General features: G+C 66.5%; 13 protein-coding genes. 6 read left to right on the plus strand and 7 right to left on the minus strand.

Going from position 1 to position 17,453, the window contains the following annotated elements; all coding sequences use genetic code 11:
• Positions 1–11: 11 nt before the first annotated feature.
• Complete coding sequence (locus BW38_RS16620; RefSeq protein WP_032975222.1) at positions 12–1,793, plus strand: glycoside hydrolase family 15 protein; 1,782 nt, start codon at positions 12–14, stop codon at positions 1,791–1,793.
• Positions 1,790–3,154: an alpha,alpha-trehalose-phosphate synthase (UDP-forming) gene (gene otsA, locus BW38_RS16615; protein ID WP_032975160.1), complete on the plus strand. Its 1,365-nt coding sequence runs from the start codon at positions 1,790–1,792 to the stop codon at positions 3,152–3,154. Before BW38_RS16620 ends, otsA begins: the two co-directional genes overlap by 4 nt.
• A 71-nt stretch (positions 3,155–3,225) precedes the next feature.
• Here otsA and BW38_RS16610 read toward each other — a convergent pair whose 3' ends face one another.
• The 3 genes from BW38_RS16610 to rluD are packed head-to-tail and all read right to left on the minus strand — an operon-like array spanning position 3,226 to position 5,407.
• Entirely contained in the window at positions 3,226–3,651 is a 426-nt protein-coding gene (locus BW38_RS16610) for a thiol-disulfide oxidoreductase DCC family protein (protein ID WP_032975161.1), read from the minus strand.
• Positions 3,651–4,418 (minus strand): peptidoglycan editing factor PgeF, encoded by a 768-nt coding sequence (gene pgeF / locus BW38_RS16605; RefSeq protein WP_032975162.1) that lies wholly within the window; start codon positions 4,416–4,418, stop codon positions 3,651–3,653. Before pgeF ends, BW38_RS16610 begins: the two co-directional genes overlap by 1 nt.
• Positions 4,418–5,407 (minus strand): 23S rRNA pseudouridine(1911/1915/1917) synthase RluD, encoded by a 990-nt coding sequence (gene rluD / locus BW38_RS16600; RefSeq protein WP_049469884.1) that lies wholly within the window; start codon positions 5,405–5,407, stop codon positions 4,418–4,420. The genes pgeF and rluD overlap by 1 nt, the downstream gene beginning before the upstream one ends.
• Before the next feature lie 113 nt (positions 5,408–5,520).
• Here rluD and BW38_RS16595 point away from each other — a divergent pair, with 113 nt between their 5' ends.
• Together BW38_RS16595 and BW38_RS16590 are read left to right on the plus strand one after the other, a co-directional pair.
• Positions 5,521–6,405 (plus strand): outer membrane protein assembly factor BamD, encoded by an 885-nt coding sequence (locus tag BW38_RS16595; protein WP_032975164.1) that lies wholly within the window; start codon positions 5,521–5,523, stop codon positions 6,403–6,405.
• A 154-nt stretch (positions 6,406–6,559) separates the two neighbouring features.
• Positions 6,560–7,759, plus strand: coding sequence for a lipase family protein (locus BW38_RS16590; protein WP_032975165.1), 1,200 nt, complete (start codon positions 6,560–6,562; stop codon positions 7,757–7,759).
• A 109-nt stretch (positions 7,760–7,868) separates the two neighbouring features.
• On the opposite strand, the gene BW38_RS16585 is transcribed toward BW38_RS16590, so the two are convergent.
• From BW38_RS16585 to sucC, 3 genes are all read right to left on the minus strand, one after another.
• On the minus strand, positions 7,869–9,503 hold the full coding sequence (locus BW38_RS16585) for an NAD+ synthase (RefSeq protein WP_032975223.1): 1,635 nt from the start codon (positions 9,501–9,503) through the stop codon (positions 7,869–7,871).
• A gap of 215 nt (positions 9,504–9,718) precedes the next feature.
• Complete coding sequence (gene sucD, locus BW38_RS16580) at positions 9,719–10,594, minus strand: succinate--CoA ligase subunit alpha (protein WP_017356169.1); 876 nt, start codon at positions 10,592–10,594, stop codon at positions 9,719–9,721.
• A gap of 21 nt (positions 10,595–10,615) precedes the next feature.
• Positions 10,616–11,785 (minus strand): ADP-forming succinate--CoA ligase subunit beta, encoded by a 1,170-nt coding sequence (sucC, locus tag BW38_RS16575; protein WP_025874298.1) that lies wholly within the window; start codon positions 11,783–11,785, stop codon positions 10,616–10,618.
• A 376-nt stretch (positions 11,786–12,161) separates the two neighbouring features.
• On the opposite strand from sucC, the gene BW38_RS16570 reads away from it, so the two are divergent.
• Together BW38_RS16570 and BW38_RS16565 are read left to right on the plus strand one after the other, a co-directional pair.
• Complete coding sequence (locus tag BW38_RS16570) at positions 12,162–13,775, plus strand: ATP-binding protein (protein WP_032975166.1); 1,614 nt, start codon at positions 12,162–12,164, stop codon at positions 13,773–13,775.
• 54 nt (positions 13,776–13,829) lie between these two features.
• Positions 13,830–15,203, plus strand: a complete 1,374-nt coding sequence (locus BW38_RS16565) for a sigma-54 dependent transcriptional regulator (protein WP_025874296.1) — start codon at positions 13,830–13,832, stop codon at positions 15,201–15,203.
• A gap of 514 nt (positions 15,204–15,717) precedes the next feature.
• Here BW38_RS16565 and pilB read toward each other — a convergent pair.
• Positions 15,718–17,445 (minus strand): type IV-A pilus assembly ATPase PilB, encoded by a 1,728-nt coding sequence (gene pilB, locus BW38_RS16560; protein ID WP_032975168.1) that lies wholly within the window; start codon positions 17,443–17,445, stop codon positions 15,718–15,720.
• Between the last annotated feature and the right edge of the window lie 8 nt (positions 17,446–17,453).

Raw genomic sequence — 17,453 nt, forward strand, 5'->3', positions numbered from 1 at the left:
TGTACCGCGTGATGACCCAACCCGATCTTGATCTGGGCGTGGTCGGCAACGGCAGCTTCGGCGCCCTGGTCGACAAACACGCCCGTGTTGTATGGAGTTGCCTGCCGACCTTCGACGGCGACCCGACCTTCTGTGCCCTGCTCAGCCCCAACCAGCAGACCGGCGGCGACTTCGCCATCGAGCTGGAGGACTTCGCCGGCAGCGAACAGGAATACCTCACCAATACCGCGATCCTGCGCACCGTGCTGCGCGATGCGCATGGCGGCGCGCTGGAAATCCTCGATTTCGCCCCGCGCTGGCGCCAGAACGACCGTTTCTACCGGCCGGTCAGCCTCATTCGCCAGGTGCGACCGTTGTCCGGCAGCCCGCGCATCGTGATCCGCGCACGACCTCTGGCCGACTGGGGCGCGCGCGTGCCCGAGTCCACCTGGGGCAGCAACCACGTGCGCTGGATCCTGCCCGAGCATGTGCTGCGCCTGACCACCGACGTTCCTGTGCGCTTCGTGCGTGATGGCCTGCCGTTCGTGCTCAACCATCCCATCCACCTGATTCTGGGCGTGGATGAATCGCTCAACCGCTCCATCAGCGGCTACGTGCAGGAAGCCTTCCAGCGCACCCGCGACTACTGGCGCGAATGGGTGCGGTACCTGTCCATCCCGCTGGAATGGCAGGACGCGGTGATCCGCAGTGCGATCACCCTCAAACTCTGCCAGTACGAGGACAGCGGCGCGATCATCGCGGCGATGACCACCTCGATTCCGGAAGCGCCCGGCAGCGTGCGCAACTGGGACTACCGCTACTGCTGGCTGCGCGATGCCGCCTTCGTGGTGCGCGCGTTGAACCGTCTGGGCGCCACCCGCACGATGGAGCAGTTCCTCGGCTACATCTTCAACCTGGCCACCACCGACGGCACCCTGCAGCCGCTGTACGGCATCGGCTTCGAAGCCAAGCTGGACGAGGACGAAGTGCCCAGCCTGTCCGGCTACCGCGGCATGGGCCCGGTGCGGCGCGGCAACCTGGCCTGGGTGCAGCGCCAGCACGATGTATACGGCAGCGTGGTGCTGGCCTCCACCCAGCTGTTCTTCGACCGTCGCCTGCAGGATCCGGGTGACAGCCACACCTTTGCCCGGCTCGAACCGCTGGGTGAACAGGCGTTCGCACTGCACGACGTGCCCGATGCCGGCCTGTGGGAATTCCGCGGCCGCACCGAAGTGCATACCTACACCAGCGCGATGTGCTGGGCGGCGTGTGATCGCCTGTGCAAGATCGCCGTGCGCCTGAAGCGTGATGACCGTGCACAGTACTGGCGCGAGCGTGCCGATACCATCCACGCACGCATCATGGAAAAAGCCTGGAGCGAGGAGCTCGGCCACTTCACCGATACCTTCGATGGCCATCGCCTTGATGCCTCGTTGCTGCTGCTGGCCGACATCGGCTTCATCGACGCCAACGACGCACGCTTCGTCGCCACCGTCGAGGCCATCGGCCGCGACCTCAAGCACGGCAACGCGCTGTACCGTTACATCGCGCCGGATGATTTCGGCGAACCGGAAACCAGCTTTACCATCTGCACGTTCTGGTACATCGATGCGCTCGCTGCAATCGGCCGCATGGATGAGGCGCGCGACATGTTCGAATCACTGTTGCAGCAACGCAACCATCTGGGCCTGTTGTCGGAGGACCTTGCCTTCGACGGTGGTGAAGCCTGGGGCAACTTCCCGCAGACCTACTCGCATGTCGGCCTGATCACTGCGGCGATGCGCCTGTCGCGGTCCTGGCAGGAGGCTTCATGAGCCGTCTTGTCATCGTATCCAACCGCGTGGCTGTGCCCGGCGAGAACCGTGCCGGTGGCCTCGCCGTGGGCCTGCTGGCGGCGCTGAAGGAACGCGGCGGATTGTGGTTCGGCTGGAGTGGCAAGAGCGTGCGCGAGGCCAGTGGCGCGCTGCACGAGCAGCGCGATGGTGACATCCAGTACGTCACCATGGACCTGGCCAAGCGCGATGTGGACGGTTACTACAACGGCTTCGCCAATCGCACGCTGTGGCCACTGCTGCACTTCCGCCTGGACCTGGTCGACTACGACCGCGGCACCCGCGAGACCTACCACAGGGTCAATGCACTGTTCGCCGACAAGCTGGCGCCGCTGCTGCGCGAAGACGACATCGTCTGGATCCACGACTATCACCTGATTCCGCTCGGCGCGATGCTGCGCGAGCGCGGCATCGGCTGCCGCATCGGCTTCTTCCTGCACATCCCGATGCCCTCGGCCGACCTGCTGCAGGCCATGCCCGACCATCTGCGGCTGTTCTCGGCGCTGTATGCCTATGACCTGGTCGGCTTCCAGACCCAGCGCGATGCCGATCGCTTCCAGACCTACCTGCGTCTGTTCGGCGGTGGCCGGGTACTGGAAAACGGCAAGCTCGAAGCGCCCGGTGGACGTCACTTCCGAGCCGCAGCGTTCCCCATCGGCATCGACACCGAGCTGATCGCCCGCCAGGCCAGCACCGCAGCCAGCAAGGCGGCCGTGAAGAACCTGCGCAGCAGCCTGCGCGACCGCCAGCTCGCCATCGGCGTGGATCGCCTGGACTATTCCAAAGGCCTGCCCGAACGGTTCCTCGGCTTCGAACGCTACCTGCAGCGCCATCCCGACCAGCGCGGCTCGCTCACCTACCTGCAGATCGCACCGGTCTCGCGCGGCGATGTCACCGAATACCGGCAACTGCGCAGCCAGCTGGAGCAGATCGCCGGCCACATCAATGGTGGCCATGCCGAGCCGGATTGGACACCGCTGCGCTACGTCAACCAGAACTTCACCCACGCCACGCTGACCGGCTTCTATCGTGCCGCCGCTGTCGGCCTGGTGACCCCGCTGCGCGATGGCATGAACCTGGTCGCCAAGGAATACGTTGCCTCGCAGGACCCGGAAGATCCCGGCGTGCTGGTGCTGTCCCTGCTGGCCGGCGCCGCCGATGAAATGAAGCAGGCGCTGCTGGTCAACCCGCACGATCTGGACGGCGTGGCCGATGCCATCGCCACTGCGGCGACGATGTCGCTGCACCGGCGCAAGGAACGTTGGCACGCGATGATGGAACACCTGCGCACCTACGACATCAACCACTGGCGCCGCAGCTACCTCGAAGCCTTGGAAGGTTGACCGCCCACGGGCATGGCCCGGCGCTACATTGATCCGGGCACGGGGTAGCGCCGGGCCACGCCCGGCGGCGCTTAATCGAGGAACCGCGCGGCTTGTTCCGGGGTGGGCAGGTAGCAAGTGTCATGGCGCCCGAACCAGCGATAGCGGTTGCGTGCCAATACGCGGTAGGCCCCGTCGCGCCAGCGGCGTGGCAGCACGCGCAGTACGGCCGCCAGGCGCCAGCCACCACCCAGTGCCGCCAGCACGCGCAGGATCGCATCGGTATCGGTCCACGCGCCCTGCCCGTCCAACAGCAGGAACGAGGTCGGGTCGTGCGCGTCCAGGCCATGCGCGCGCAACATCGCGCTGCCCTGCGCGCCCTGCATCGCCGCGAAGCGAAAGCGTTCCTGCCGGTCGAACCGCAGCAGGAAACGCACCCAGCGGCTGCACAACGCGCAGACGCCATCGAAGACGATCACGCCGCCAGGTTCTGCCCCCGCAGCGCGATCCCCGCGCATCAGTCCATCCACACCAGCGTCGCCATCCGGCCAGTGCGGCGGTCGCGACGGTGCGAGTACAGATCCGCATCGGCCATGGTCGAGACCGTGCCGCCGTGGATGTTGCCCAGCTCCATGCCCGCGGCCTGCAGGCGCTGTCGCGCCAGCGCGAACAGATCCACTTTCCAGTGACCGGGGCGGGTCGCCACGAAGGCCGCCGCAGCGGCCGCGTCGTGGCCGACGAAGGCGTGGTACACCTCTTCGCCGATCTCGTAGTCGGCCGGTCCCGCTGCCGGGCCCAGCCACGCGCGCAGCTGCGCCGGTGGCGTCTGCATGGCGGCCACGGTGGCCTCCAGCATGCCGTCGGCCAGGCCACGCCAACCGGCATGGGCGGCGCCCACCTCGCTGCCATCGACAGCGGCGAACACCACCGGCAGGCAGTCCGCGGTGAGGATCGCCAGCACAACGCCGGGCACCGAGGTCACCGCGGCATCGGCCACCGGTTCGCTGGCGCCCTCCACCGGCGGCGCGCCGAAACGCAGCACGGTGCTGCTGTGCACTTGGCGCAGCCAATGCGGCGCCGATGGCAGTGCCAAGCCCTGCTGCAGCAGCTGCCGGTTGTGCTCGACGTTGGCCGGGGTGTCACCGTCGGCCGCATGCCGGTTGCCCAGGTTGAACTGGGCGAACGGCGCTGGCGAGATACCCGCGCCATGCCGGCGCGTGGTCAGTGCATGCACGCCCGGGGGCGCCGGCCAATCAGCCTGCAGCAGCGGCAGCGCGGTAGTCATTACCAGCGGTCCCGCTCACGCTCGGCGAAGGCCGCGCTGTCTTCGCGCAGCACCTTCATCAGGTGCAGCATGTCGGCCGGCGCCGGCGCCGTGTTGCGCACCGGCTCACCACTGATCGGATGCACGAACTCCAGGGTCTCTGCATGCAGGGCCTGGCGCTTGAAGCCGCGCAGCGCGGCCACCAGCTCGTCGCTGGCCCCCTTGGGCAGCTTCAGCGCACCGCCGTACAGCTGATCGCCCACGATCGGATGACGCAGGTGCGCCATGTGCACGCGGATCTGGTGGGTACGCCCGGTTTCCAGGCGGCATTCCAGCGCGGTATGCGCACGGAAGCGCTCGCGCAGGCGGTAATGGGTCACCGCTTCCTTGCCATCCTCGCGCACGCCCATCTTCAGGCGGTCGCGCGGGTGGCGATCGATTGGCGCATCTGCGGTACCACCGGCCACCAGCGCGCCCATCACCACGGCCAGGTACTGGCGGTGCACGTCACGGGCGGCCAGCTGCTCGACCAGTGCGGTCTGCGCTTCCAGCGTGCGGGCCACGACCATCACGCCGCTGGTGTCCTTGTCCAGGCGATGCACGATGCCCGCGCGCGGCAGCACCGCCACCGACGGGTCGCGGTACAGCAGCGCATTGACCAGAGTACCGCTGTGGTTGCCGGCACCGGGGTGCACGACCAGGCCGACCGGCTTGTTGATCACCAGCAGGTGCTCGTCCTCGAACAGCACGTCCAGCGGGATGTCTTCCGGCTCGGCGCTGGTCTGGGTTTCCAGCACCACCTGCAGGGTGACCACCTCGCCGCCGCGCAGCGCGTCGCGCGGGCGTGCCTGCGCGCCGTCCAGCAGGACGTCGCCGGCCTTGATCCACTCGGTCAGGCGGGAGCGGGAGTATTCGGGGAACAGCTCGGCCACGACCGCGTCGAAACGGCGGCCGGCGGAGGTGTCGGGGACAATGGCCTGGCGGGCCGATTCGGAGGGTTGTTCAGACATGGCAGGGGGCATCTTCGAAATTTTGGGGTCCCGGCGAGCCGGTTTCAGTCGCTGGACAGGACACTAGGCTATCATCGACCCTTCGTATTCCAGCCGCGTCCCGCATTGACCCCATGATCCGACGCTCCGTCCTGCTCTCCGCGCCCGTCCGCCTGACCGCCCTCCTGCTGGTGCTGGTCATCGTCGCCACTGGCTGCAACCGCGGCACCAAGGGCGATCGCCCTGATGAAGGCACCCCGGTCGAACAGCTCTACGAAAAGAGCCACAAGCTGATGCAAGGCGGCAACTGGAGCGGCGCTGAAGCCAGCTTCCGTCGCCTGGTGGCACAGTATCCCTACGGCCCGTACACCGAGCAGGCGATGATCGAATCGGCCTATGCCCAGTACAAGGCCGGCAAGCACGATGACGCGGTGTCCAGCATCGACCGCTTCATCCGTACCTACCCGACGCACCGGAACATCGCGTACCTGTACTACCTGCGCGGCCTGGCCAACTCCAACCGCAATACGGTTTTCCTGCGTCGCGTATGGTCGCTGGACGCAAGCCGCCGCGATCTGTCCACGCCGCATCAGGCGTATTCAGACTTCAACATCGTGGTCGACCGCTACCCCAACAGCCGCTACGCCGCCGATGCGCGCCAGCGGATGCTGGTGCTGCGTGACGTATTCGCCCAGCATGAGCTCGACAATGCCCTGTACTACGTGCGTCGCGGCGCTTGGGTCTCGGCTGCCGGTCGCGCCAACTACCTGCTGGAAAACTACCCGCAGAGCGCATTCCAGAACGATGCCGTGGCGGTGCTGGCCGAGTCCTACACCCACCTGGGCAACAAGACCCTGGCCGACGACGCCCGCCGCGTCCTGCAGTTGAACCAGCCGGATCACCCGTGGCTGGAAGGCAAGTGGCCGAAGTACCCGTGGATGATCCGCAAGCTGAACCCGTTTGCCGGCGAGAAGTCCGCCGCCACCGGCCAGCGCAACGCGCGACTGGAAAAGAAGTAAGAAGAAGGCCCCGCACGGGGCCTTTTTTTTTTGCCTGGCGTCACCGCTAGGAATGCTACGAACCGGCGATCATTGCGACTTCCATCGCAGTCGGCGCGCAGGACAGCTCCCAGAATGCGGCGCAAAGGCCATCCCGGCCTGCATGGAGCGCCACATGTCCTCATCGTCCCTGCGGTTCCGACCCCGCCCGACCCTGCTGGTCACTGCCCTGCTCGCGCTGGCCGCCAGTCCCCTTGTCGCGCTGGCGGCGGAGCCGGGTGACCTGCTCTCGGCCGCGCCCTACCGCGCCAGCTGGGTGCCCTCCAAGGCCGCGCAGGCCTACAAGCTGGCCTACCGCACCCCCGATCATCACGGACGCCTGGCCGAGGCGACCGGGCTGGTCTACCTGCCCGCCGGGCCTGCGCCGGCAGGTGGCTGGCCGGTCGTATCCTGGGCCCACGGCACCCAGGGCATCGCCGACCACTGCGCGCCTTCGGTATCCGGCCCCTATCAGCCCGAGCGCGATGGCCGCTTCCTCGACCAGTTCCTGGCACAGGGCTATGCCGTTCTCGCCGCCGATTACCAAGGCCTGGGCGGCCCGGGTGACCACGCCTACCTGCACGTGCGCACCTCCGCGCGCAACGCCATCGATCTCATCAAGGCCAGCCGCCATTTCCTCGGCAATGCCACGCTGTCACCGCGTTGGGTATCGGTGGGCCATTCGCAGGGCGGCGCTGCCGCGCTCACTGCCGGCCATCTGGCACCGTCCTATGGACCCTCGCTGCAGTACCGCGGCAGCTTCACCACCGGCACACCCACGGCCGTCGAACTGACCGCGCTGGTGATGAAGCCGGACAGCCGCACGCCGAATCCGGGCGCGCTCAATGCCTATCACGCCTACCTGCTCGATGGCCTGCTGCAGGTGGAGCCGCGTATCGCACGCGTACTCAGCGATGAAGGCCATGCACGGGTCGCGCTGGCGCGCCAGCAGTGCCTGGGCCAGCTGGCGGCCACCCTGGAAGGTGCGAACACGGGAGAAATGTTCCGCGCACCGTTGACCTCGGTGCCGGGCATCTGGGCGCTGCTGCATGACTATCTGGGCGTGCCACGGCGGGGCTTCAGCCAGCCGTTGATGCTGGGCCACGGCAGCGAGGATCGCGACGTGCCCTATCTCACCACCCTGCTGTATGCCGTCGGCCTGGCCCTGCGCGGCGAACCGGTGGCATTCCGCCGATACCCGGTCGACCATCGCGGCACGCTGGACGCAGCGGCGGCCGATGGCCTGGCATTCGTGCGTGCGCGGCTGGGGCACAGCCAATTTGACGAGGCCGCCGAAACCGCCGGCCTGGAGCAGCTGCTCAACGAGGCCCGGTAGATCCACGCCGTGCATCGATGGGCGGTACACCGGTTGCCGGCCAGCGGCCGGCACTACCGCTGGATCCATCGAACATCGGTAGCGCCGGGCCATGCCCGGCGACTGGTCCTCAGCTCTTGTAGCCGTTGCTGATCGGGTAGCGGCGCTCACGCCCGAACGCGCGGCGCGAGACCTTCGGGCCCGGCGCGGCCTGGTGGCGCTTCCACTCGCTGATCCGCACCAGCCGCAGCACACGATCCACCACCGCCGCGTCATAGCCTGCAGCGACGATCTCCGTGCGCGACTGCTCCTGGTCGATGTAGCGGTACAGGATGCCGTCCAGCACGTCGTAGGCCGGCAGCGAATCCTGGTCGGTCTGGTTTTCACGCAGTTCGGCCGAGGGCGGGCGGCTGATCACCGCCGGCGGGATCACCGGCGCACCGCCAACGGTGTTGCGCCACTTGGACAGGCCGAACACCTCGGTCTTGTACAGGTCCTTCAGCGGCGCGTACCCCCCGCACATGTCGCCATAGATGGTGGCGTAGCCGACCGCGTACTCGCTCTTGTTGCCGGTGGTCAGCAGCAGGCCGCCGAACTTGTTGGCCAGTGCCATCAGGATCACGCCACGGCTGCGCGACTGCAGATTCTCCTCGGTCACATCCGCCGTGGTGCCCTCGAACATCGGCGCCAGCGCCTGCATCAGGCCCTGGAACGCCGGCTCGATGGAAACGGCTTCCAGCTTCACGCCCAGCGCCTGGCACTGCTCAGCGGCCAGGTCGTTGGACATGCCGGCGGTATAGCGCGACGGCAGGCGCACCGCCGTCACGTTCTCCGCGCCCAGTGCATCGACCGCCATGGCCAGCACGATCGCCGAGTCGATGCCACCGGACAGACCCAGCCACACCTTCTTGAAACCGTTCTTTCTGCAGTAGTCCTGGATGCCGCGGGTAACCGCGCGCCAAGCCAGCGCATCCATGCTCTCGTCGCCGTCGTCCATCCATACCTGCGGCAGGAAGCGGCGGGTAGCACCGTCGTAGTCCACCACCAGCCACTGGTCGACGAAGGCCGCTGCGGCCGGGTGCACTGTGCCATCGCCATCGGCCACCACCGATGCACCATCGAACACCAGCGCGTCCTGGCCGCCCACCACGTTGAGGTAGGCGATCGCCGCGCCGCTTTCGCGGGTACGTGCAGCCAGCACGGCGTCACGCTGGGCATGCTTGCCACGCTCGTACGGCGAGGCATTGGGCACCACCACCAGCTGCGCGCCGGCACGCACCGTATCAGCCAGCGGCTCGGCGAACCACAGGTCCTCGCAGATCAGCAGGCCGACCGGGATGCCGTCGACCTCGAACACGCAGCTGCCACCGTCCGGGTCGACATCGAAGTAGCGGCGCTCGTCGAACACCGCGTAATTGGGCAGTTCGCGCTTGCGGTACGTCTGCTCCACCAGGCCATCGCGCAGCACGCTGGCCGCGTTGTAGACCACCGCACCGGCGGCCTGTGGCCAGCCCACTACAGCGGTGATGCCACGGCACGCAGCAGCAATGCGGGTCATCGCCTGCTCGCACTCGTACAGGAAGCCCGGGCGCAGCAGCAGGTCCTCCGGCGGATAGCCGCTGACTGCCAGCTCGGGGAACATCACCAGCCCGGCGCCGTACTCATCGCGCGCCTGGCCGATCATCTCGATGATGCGCTCGGTGTTGCCGGCGACATCGCCAACCGGGAAGTCGAACTGCGCCATCGCGATGCGGATCGAAGCCATGAGGGTCCAGCCTGTGGTTGCAATGCGCACATTGTAGCGCCGCGACATGCGCTCGCCGGGCATGGCCCGGCGCTACCGCGTGGACCATTCTGGTAGCGCCGGGCCATGCCCAGCGGATGCCCAGACGCAGAAAGGCCGCCCTGAGGCGGCCTTTCTGTTTCAAGCAGCCGACCAACGGCCGGCTCTACAGAATCGTCTGCCGAAGGCAGTCGATCTTATTTCACCAGCTTGGCGATGGCAGCGCCCAGGTCGCCCGGCGAACGCACGGTGACGACGCCAGCAGCTTCCATGGCAGCAAACTTGCCTTCGGCAGTGCCCTTGCCGCCCGATGCGATCGCACCGGCGTGGCCCATGCGCTTGCCGGCCGGAGCCGAAGCACCCGCGATGAAACCGACGACCGGCTTCTTCACGTGGTTCTTGATGTACTCGGCACCGGCTTCTTCAGCGTCGCCGCCGATTTCGCCGACCATGATGATGCCTTCGGTCTGCGGGTCTTCGTTGAACAGCTTCAGGCAGTCGACGAAGTTCAGGCCGTTGATCGGGTCACCACCGATGCCGATGCAGGTGGACTGGCCCAGGCCGACTTCGGTGGTCTGCTTGACCGCTTCATAGGTCAGGGTGCCCGAACGCGACACGATGCCGATCTTGCCCGGCTTGTGGATGTGGCCCGGCATGATGCCGATCTTGCACTCGCCCGGGGTGATGACGCCCGGGCAGTTCGGCCCGATCAGCACGGTGTCCGGATGCGAACGGGTCAGCACGTTCTTGACGCGCAGCATGTCCAGCACCGGGATGCCTTCGGTGATGCAGACGATGACCTTGATGCCGGCAGCAGCGGCTTCCAGGATCGCGTCAGCCGCGTACGGCGGCGGCACGTAGATGACCGAAGCGTTGGCGCCGGTGCTCTGCACGGCGTCGGCAACGGTGTTGAAGACCGGCAGGTCGATATGGGTGGTGCCACCCTTGCCCGGGGTCACGCCGCCAACAACCTGGGTGCCGTACTCGATCATCTGAGTGGCGTGGAAGGTGCCCTGCTGGCCGGTGAAGCCCTGCACGATCACCTTGGTGTTCTTATTGATCAAAACTGACATTGGATTTCCTTCGGTGTCGGATCAGGCGGCGTTCTTGACAGCTTCGACGACCTTCTTGGCACCGTCGTTGATGTTGTCGGCCGGGATGATGGCCATGCCGCTGTCACGCAGCAACTGCTTGCCTTCTTCCACGTTGGTGCCTTCCAGACGCACCACGACCGGAACCTTGACGCCCACTTCCTTCACGGCGGCAATGATGCCTTCGGCAATCATGTCGCAGCGGACGATGCCGCCGAAGATGTTGACGAAGATGCCTTCGACCTTGTCCGAGGACAGGATCAGCTTGAACGCTTCGATGACGCGCTGCTTGTTGGCGCCGCCGCCCACGTCCAGGAAGTTCGCCGGCTCGCCGCCGTTGAGCTTGATGACGTCCATGGTGGCCATGGCCAGGCCTGCGCCGTTGACCATGCAGCCGATGTTGCCGTCCATGGTGACGTAGTTGATGTCCAGCTCCGAAGCGATCACTTCGGTCGGATCTTCCTGGGTCTTGTCGCGCATGGCGACCAGGGCCTTCTGGCGGAACGCGGCGTTGTCGTCGCTGTCGAACTTGCCGTCCAGCGCGTACAGGTTGCCGTCGTCCAGGATGGCCAGCGGGTTGATTTCAACCAGCGCCAGGTCCTTTTCGTTGAACAGGCGGTACAGGTTCACCATGATGTTGGCGAACTGGCCGGCCTGCTTGGCGGTCAGGCCCAGCTTGAAGCCGAAATCACGACCGTGGTAACCCTGCACGCCTTCGACGAAGTCGACGTTCAGCGAGTGGATCAGCTCCGGGGTTTCAGCGGCGACCTGCTCGATCTCCACGCCGCCTTCCGAAGAAGCGATGTAGGTGATGGTCTTGGTGCCACGGTCAACCAGCACCGACAGGTACAGTTCCTTGACGATCTCGCCAGCGGTGGTCACCAGCACCAGGTTGACCGGCAGTTCAACGCCAGCGGTCTGGTAGGTGGCCATCTTGGTGCCGAGCATCTTGGCCGCAGCGGCCTTCACGTCGTCGGTGGTCTTGCAGAACTTGACGCCGCCAGCCTTGCCGCGGCCGCCAGCGTGGATCTGCGCCTTGACCATCCAGGGGCCCTGGCCCAGGGAGTTGGCAGCGGCAACAGCTTCGTCCGGGGTCGCAGCGACCTTGCCGGCCGGGACCGGGATGCCGTACTCGGCAAGCAGTTGTTTTGACTGGTATTCGTGGAAATTCATGCGTCACCGTGGGAATAGGAACGACCGCACGCAATTCCTCAGGGCCCCGGCGGGGCGCCGGCATGGACCGCGGCGGGCCCACTATTGTGGCCGAGCCGGCGCCGGGGCGCAAAGAAGTATGGACAAAAGGCCGGAACCGGCCAGATTTCCATGGTCATTCAGGCAGTTGCGGCACGGGCTGGATCACGCCGCAAACGCCCGCCCGGGCCGACTGCGCAGCCCAGCCCGGTACAGGCGCCCTATACTGGCCCCGTAAATTCGACCCACGGTGCCGGCAACCGGGCAGCGAGCAGATCCGACGATCGGGGGACGTCGGGCAGGTTCGGCCCACCGCCGTCATGACCCAGTTCCAGGCAGCCAGAAGGGGAGTTCCGGCGTGTCACCCAGTGCTTCATTGATCGACCGCATCGAATCGATACCGCGGCGCGAGCTGTATTTCTTCGCCCTGTACCGGGTGCTGATCGCCTCGGTCATCGCCGCCCTGCTGTACAGCCCGTTGTCGGCCATGGTCGGCGAAGCCCACCACCCGCGCCTGGCCTATTCGGTCGGCGCCAGCTATCTGCTGCTGTCGCTGCTGCTGCTGGTAATCGGCCGCAACGAACGCTGGCTGCGACCCATCGTGGTCGGCGGCGTGCTGTTGGACATCGTCGCCGCCAGCCTGCTGGCGCATGCCCTGCCCGGCGCCAGCGCCGGCATCTCGATGTCGCTGCTGTTCAACATCGCCGCCGCCGCCACCCTGCTGCCGCTCAGCTGGGGCCTGCTGCTGGCGCTGGCCGCGAGCGTCGCCACCGCTGCCGAATACCTGTGGAAGGTGCTTGAAGGCGGCGACCCCACCCGCACCCTGGCCGAACTGGCGATGTTCACCACCAGCTACCTGGCCCTGGCCTTCATCAGCTACCAGGTCGGCAACCGTGCACGCCGCAACCAGCAGCTGGCCAACCAGCGCGGCGATGAAGTGGCCAACCTGTTCCAGATCAACGAACTGATCATCCGCCGCATGCGCACCGGCGTGGTGGTGGTGGACGCCGACAACCGCATCACCCTGGCCAACGAAGCCGCCTCGATCCTGCTGGGCGACCGCGATGGCAACAGTGATTCGGGCCGCCTCGACCTGGCCAGTGTCGCCCCCGAACTTGCCCGGCGCCTGCAACGCTGGCGCAACGGCTGGGCACAGGATGAAATGCCGCTGCAGCTCAACCCCGACCAGCCGGAAGTGCAGCCACGCTTCGCCCGCCTGCTGGCCGGCAGCGACCTGGTGCTGGTGTTCCTGGACGACTCCAGCGTGGTCTCGCGCCGCGCCGAATCGCTCACCCTGTCGGCGATGGGGCGCTTCTCGGCCAGCCTCGCGCACGAGATCCGCAACCCGCTGGCGGCCATCAACTACGCCGTGCAGCTGCTGGAGGAAGGCACCGGCTTCAACGAAAGCGACCGCCGCCTGCTGCAGATCATCCACCAGCAGTGCCAGCGCACCAACGGCATCGTTGAAAGCGTGCTGGGCCTGGCCCGGCGCGAACGCGCCAACCCGGAAAATGTCGACCTGGCCGCCTTCGTGCGCCGCTTCGTGCTGGAGTACAAGCAGGGCCAGACGCTGGAAACCGACAGCATCGAACCGATCATCAACGACACCTCTGTGCCGGCCCAGGTCGACCCGCGCCACCTGTACCAGGTGCTGACCGTGCTGGTGCACAACGCCCTCAAGTACGGCCGCATCGGCGAGCAGCCCGCGCGCGTGCGGCTGCGCGTGGCCCAGCACGAGCGAAGTGCGGTGATCGACGTGATGGACCGTGGCCCCGGCATCCCCGAGACCGTCGCCGCGCAGCTGTTCCGCCCCTTCTTCACCACCTCCGAGCACGGCACCGGCCTGGGCCTTTATATCGCCCGCGAGCTGTGCAGGGCCAACCAGGCGCGGCTGGATTACATCCCCGTCCCCGCCGGCGGCTCCTGCTTCCGCCTGGTACTGCCCGGCCCGCACACCCTGCTTCCGCACTGATTCGGTGCGTCAAACATTTGTCGCCTTCCACACCCTCGGCTATCTTTCCCACCCATGAACGAAACCCGCAGCGCCCTCGTCGTCGACGATGAACGCGATATCCGCGAACTGCTGGTGTTGACCCTCGGCCGCATGGGCCTGCGCATCAGCACCGCCGCCAACCTCGCCGAAGCCCGCGAACTGCTGGCCAGCAATCCCTATGACCTGTGCATAACCGACATGCGCCTGCCCGATGGCAATGGCATCGAACTGGTCAGCGAGATCGCCCAGCACTATCCGCGCACGCCAGTGGCGATGATCACCGCCTTCGGCAGCATGGACCTGGCCGTGGAAGCGCTGAAAGCCGGTGCCTTCGATTTCGTCAGCAAGCCGGTGGACATCACCGTGCTCCGCGGCCTGGTCAAGCATGCGCTGGAACTCAACAACAGCGAACGCCCGGTTGCCGGCCCCGCCGCCGAACAGGCCGCACGTCTGCTCGGCGAATCGCCGGCGATGGACGTGCTGCGCGCCACCATCGGCAAGGTTGCGCGCAGCCAGGCACCGGTCTACATCCTGGGCGAATCCGGGGTGGGCAAGGAACTGGTTGCACGCACCATCCATGCTCAGGGTGCACGCGCCGCTGGGCCGTTCGTGCCGGTCAACTGTGGCGCCATTCCCACCGAGTTGATGGAGAGCGAGTTCTTCGGCCACCGCAAGGGCAGCTTCACTGGCGCCCATGCCGACAAGCCGGGACTGTTCCAGGCCGCACACGGCGGCACCCTGTTCCTGGATGAAGTGGCCGAGCTGCCGCTGCAGATGCAGGTGAAGCTGCTGCGTGCGATCCAGGAAAAATCGGTGCGCGCGGTGGGCGCCCCCAGCGAAGAGCCGGTGGACGTGCGCATCCTCTCGGCCACCCACAAGGATCTGGCCGAGCTGGTCGAAGACGGGCGCTTCCGCCACGACCTCTACTACCGCATCAACGTCATCGAACTGCGCGTGCCGCCGCTGCGCGAGCGTCGCCAGGACCTGCCCGCACTGGCGGCGTCGATCCTGGCGCGGCTGGCCCGCAGCCACGGCCGCGCCACCCCGCTGCTGGCGCCGTCGGCGCTGGACGCGTTGGCCCAGTACGGCTTCCCCGGCAACGTGCGCGAGCTGGAGAACATCCTGGAACGCGCGCTGGCACTGGCCGAGGAAGACCGTATCGGCGCCGACGACCTGCGCCTGCCGCAGCATGCGCCTCGCTCACCCGGCAGCGCTGCGCACGCTGAAGCCGTGGTCGATCTGCACCCGGGCAGTGCCGCCCTGCCCTCGTACATCGAGCAGCTCGAGCGCAGTGCGATCCAGCGCGCGCTGGAAGAAAACCGCTGGAACAAGACCCGCACTGCCGCGCAGCTGGGCATCACCTTCCGTGCGCTGCGCTACAAGCTGAAGAAGCTGGGGATGGAATAGGTAGTGCCGGCCGCTGGCCGGCAACCTCGTGCACCGCCCATCCACGCATGGCGTGGATCAACCGGCCGTTCTGCGTCGGAATGGTAATGCCGGGCGCTGCACCGCCCATCCACGCATGGCGTGGATCTACTGGTTGGCCATCCACGCACGGCGTGGATCAACCGGCCGTTCTGCGTCGGAATGGTAATGCCGGCCGCTGGCCGGCAACCCCGTGCATCACCCATCCACGCATGGCGTGGATCTACTGGTTGCCCATCCACGCATGGTGTGGATCAACCGCCCGTTCTGCGTCGGAATGGTAGTGCCGGCCGCTGGCCGGCAACCCCGTGCACCGCCCATCCACGCATGGCGTGGACCTACTGGTTGCCCCATCCACGCACGGCGTGGATCAACCGCCCGTTCTGCGTCAAAATGGTAGTGCCGGCCGCTGGCCGGCAACCTCATGTACCGCGTCATCCACGCATGGCGTGGATCTACTGGTTACCCCATCCACGCCTGGCGTGGATCTACGGCATCAATCCTTGGTGACGCGATTGATCTCGGCCAGGCTGGTCACGCCCGCGGCCGCCTTCTTCAACGCCGACTGCCGCAGGTCATTCACGCCGATCGCCTGCGCGGCCTCGGCAATCTGCAGCGCGTTGCCGCCCGCCAGCACGATGGTCGCGATCTCGTCGGTCATCGGCATCACCTGGTAGAGGCCGGTACGGCCCTTGTAGCCCTCGGTGCATTCGTCGCAGCCCACTGCCTCATACAGTTCGATGCCTGCATCCAGCTGCGCCTGGGTGAAGCCCTCGGCCAGCAACGCATGCTCCGGCAGATTGGCCGGGCGCTTGCAGTTCGAACACAGGCGACGCGCCAGGCGCTGGGCGATCACCAGCGTCACCGAGCTGGTGATGTTGTACGGCGCGATACCCATGTTCATCAGGCGCGCGATGGTCTGCGGCGCATCGTTGGTATGCAGCGTGGACAGCACCATGTGACCGGTCTGCGCAGCCTTGATCGCAATTTCCGCTGTTTCCAGATCGCGGATTTCGCCGACCATGATGATGTCCGGATCCTGTCGCAGGAACGAGCGCAGCGCTGCAGCAAAGGTCATGCCGCGCTTGTTGTTCTGCTGCACCTGGTTGACGCCGGGCAGGCGGATTTCCACCGGATCTTCCGCGGTGGAGATGTTGCGGGTCTCGTCATTGAGGATGCCCAGCGCGGTATACAGCGACACCGTCTTGCCCGAACCGGTCGGACCGGTCACCAGCACCATGCCGTACGGCTTGTGGATCGCCTCCAGGAACAGCTTCTGCTGGTCCGGCTCGTAACCCAGCTTGTCGATGCCCAGCTTGGCCGCGCTGCCATCGAGGATACGCAGCACCACCTTCTCACCGAACAGCGTAGGCAGCGTGCTGACGCGGAAGTCGATCTGCCGGGTCTTGGACAGGTTGAGCTTGATGCGCCCGTCCTGCGGCACACGCTTTTCGGCGATATCCAGCTGCGCCATCACCTTCAGGCGCGCGGCGATGCGCTGGTTGAGCTTGTTCGGCGCGCGCGCGACCATCTTCAGCAGGCCGTCGATGCGCAGACGCACGCGGTAGTCGTCTTCGTAGGGCTCGAAGTGGATGTCCGACGCGCCCTTGCGGATCGCGTCGACCAACACTTTATTCACGAACTTGACCACCGGGGTGTCGTCGCCCTTGGCGTCGATACCGCTGTCGGTGCTGGTCATGTCGTCGTCGCCACCGCCAACATCGAGGTTGGACATGCCATCGTCATCACCACCCAATGCATCACCGATGGTGTCGTGGCTTGCATGCCACTGCTCCAACGTGCGGCGAATCTGATCCTCATCCACCAAGATCGGCTCCACCACCAGATTGGTGTGGAACTTGATCTCGTCCAGAGAATGGGTGGGGTTGCTGGTGCCGACGAACAGCTTGCCGCCGCGTTTGAACAGCGGCAGCACGTTGTGCTTGCGCAGCAGCTCCTCGCTGACCAGACTCATCGCGTTCTGGCTGCTGTCGAACGTGGAAACGTCAAACAGCGGCATGCCGAACTCGAGCGAATTGGCGGCAGCCAGTTGGGCAGCGCCGACAACCTTGTTCTGGGCGAACCAGGTCGGTAGTGGCTGGCGCGCAGCGGTGGCCTTGGCCATGGCATCACGGGCAGCGGCTTCGTCCAGCGCGCCATCCTGGACCAGGCGGCGGGCCAGCCCAGTGATGCCGACGAGGTTGGCAGTGATAACGGCGTTCATCTCAGCTA

The organism is Stenotrophomonas sp. RIT309, from assembly GCF_000632045.1.
Lineage (GTDB): Bacteria > Pseudomonadota > Gammaproteobacteria > Xanthomonadales > Xanthomonadaceae > Stenotrophomonas > Stenotrophomonas indicatrix.

Excerpts from the sequence above, each read along its gene's own strand:
- BW38_RS16620 (WP_032975222.1), top strand. The coding sequence starts at position 12 with ATGACCCAACCCGATCTTGATCTGGGCGTGGTCGGCAACGGCAGCTTC.
- otsA (WP_032975160.1), top strand. The coding sequence starts at position 1,790 with ATGAGCCGTCTTGTCATCGTATCCAACCGCGTGGCTGTGCCCGGCGAG.
- BW38_RS16610 (WP_032975161.1), bottom strand. The coding sequence starts at position 3,651 with ATGCGCGGGGATCGCGCTGCGGGGGCAGAACCTGGCGGCGTGATCGTC.
- pgeF (WP_032975162.1), bottom strand. The coding sequence starts at position 4,418 with ATGACTACCGCGCTGCCGCTGCTGCAGGCTGATTGGCCGGCGCCCCCG.
- rluD (WP_049469884.1), bottom strand. The coding sequence starts at position 5,407 with ATGTCTGAACAACCCTCCGAATCGGCCCGCCAGGCCATTGTCCCCGAC.
- BW38_RS16595 (WP_032975164.1), top strand. The coding sequence starts at position 5,521 with ATGATCCGACGCTCCGTCCTGCTCTCCGCGCCCGTCCGCCTGACCGCC.
- BW38_RS16590 (WP_032975165.1), top strand. The coding sequence starts at position 6,560 with ATGTCCTCATCGTCCCTGCGGTTCCGACCCCGCCCGACCCTGCTGGTC.
- BW38_RS16585 (WP_032975223.1), bottom strand. The coding sequence starts at position 9,503 with ATGGCTTCGATCCGCATCGCGATGGCGCAGTTCGACTTCCCGGTTGGC.
- sucD (WP_017356169.1), bottom strand. The coding sequence starts at position 10,594 with ATGTCAGTTTTGATCAATAAGAACACCAAGGTGATCGTGCAGGGCTTC.
- sucC (WP_025874298.1), bottom strand. The coding sequence starts at position 11,785 with ATGAATTTCCACGAATACCAGTCAAAACAACTGCTTGCCGAGTACGGC.
- BW38_RS16565 (WP_025874296.1), top strand. The coding sequence starts at position 13,830 with ATGAACGAAACCCGCAGCGCCCTCGTCGTCGACGATGAACGCGATATC.
- pilB (WP_032975168.1), bottom strand. The coding sequence starts at position 17,445 with ATGAACGCCGTTATCACTGCCAACCTCGTCGGCATCACTGGGCTGGCC.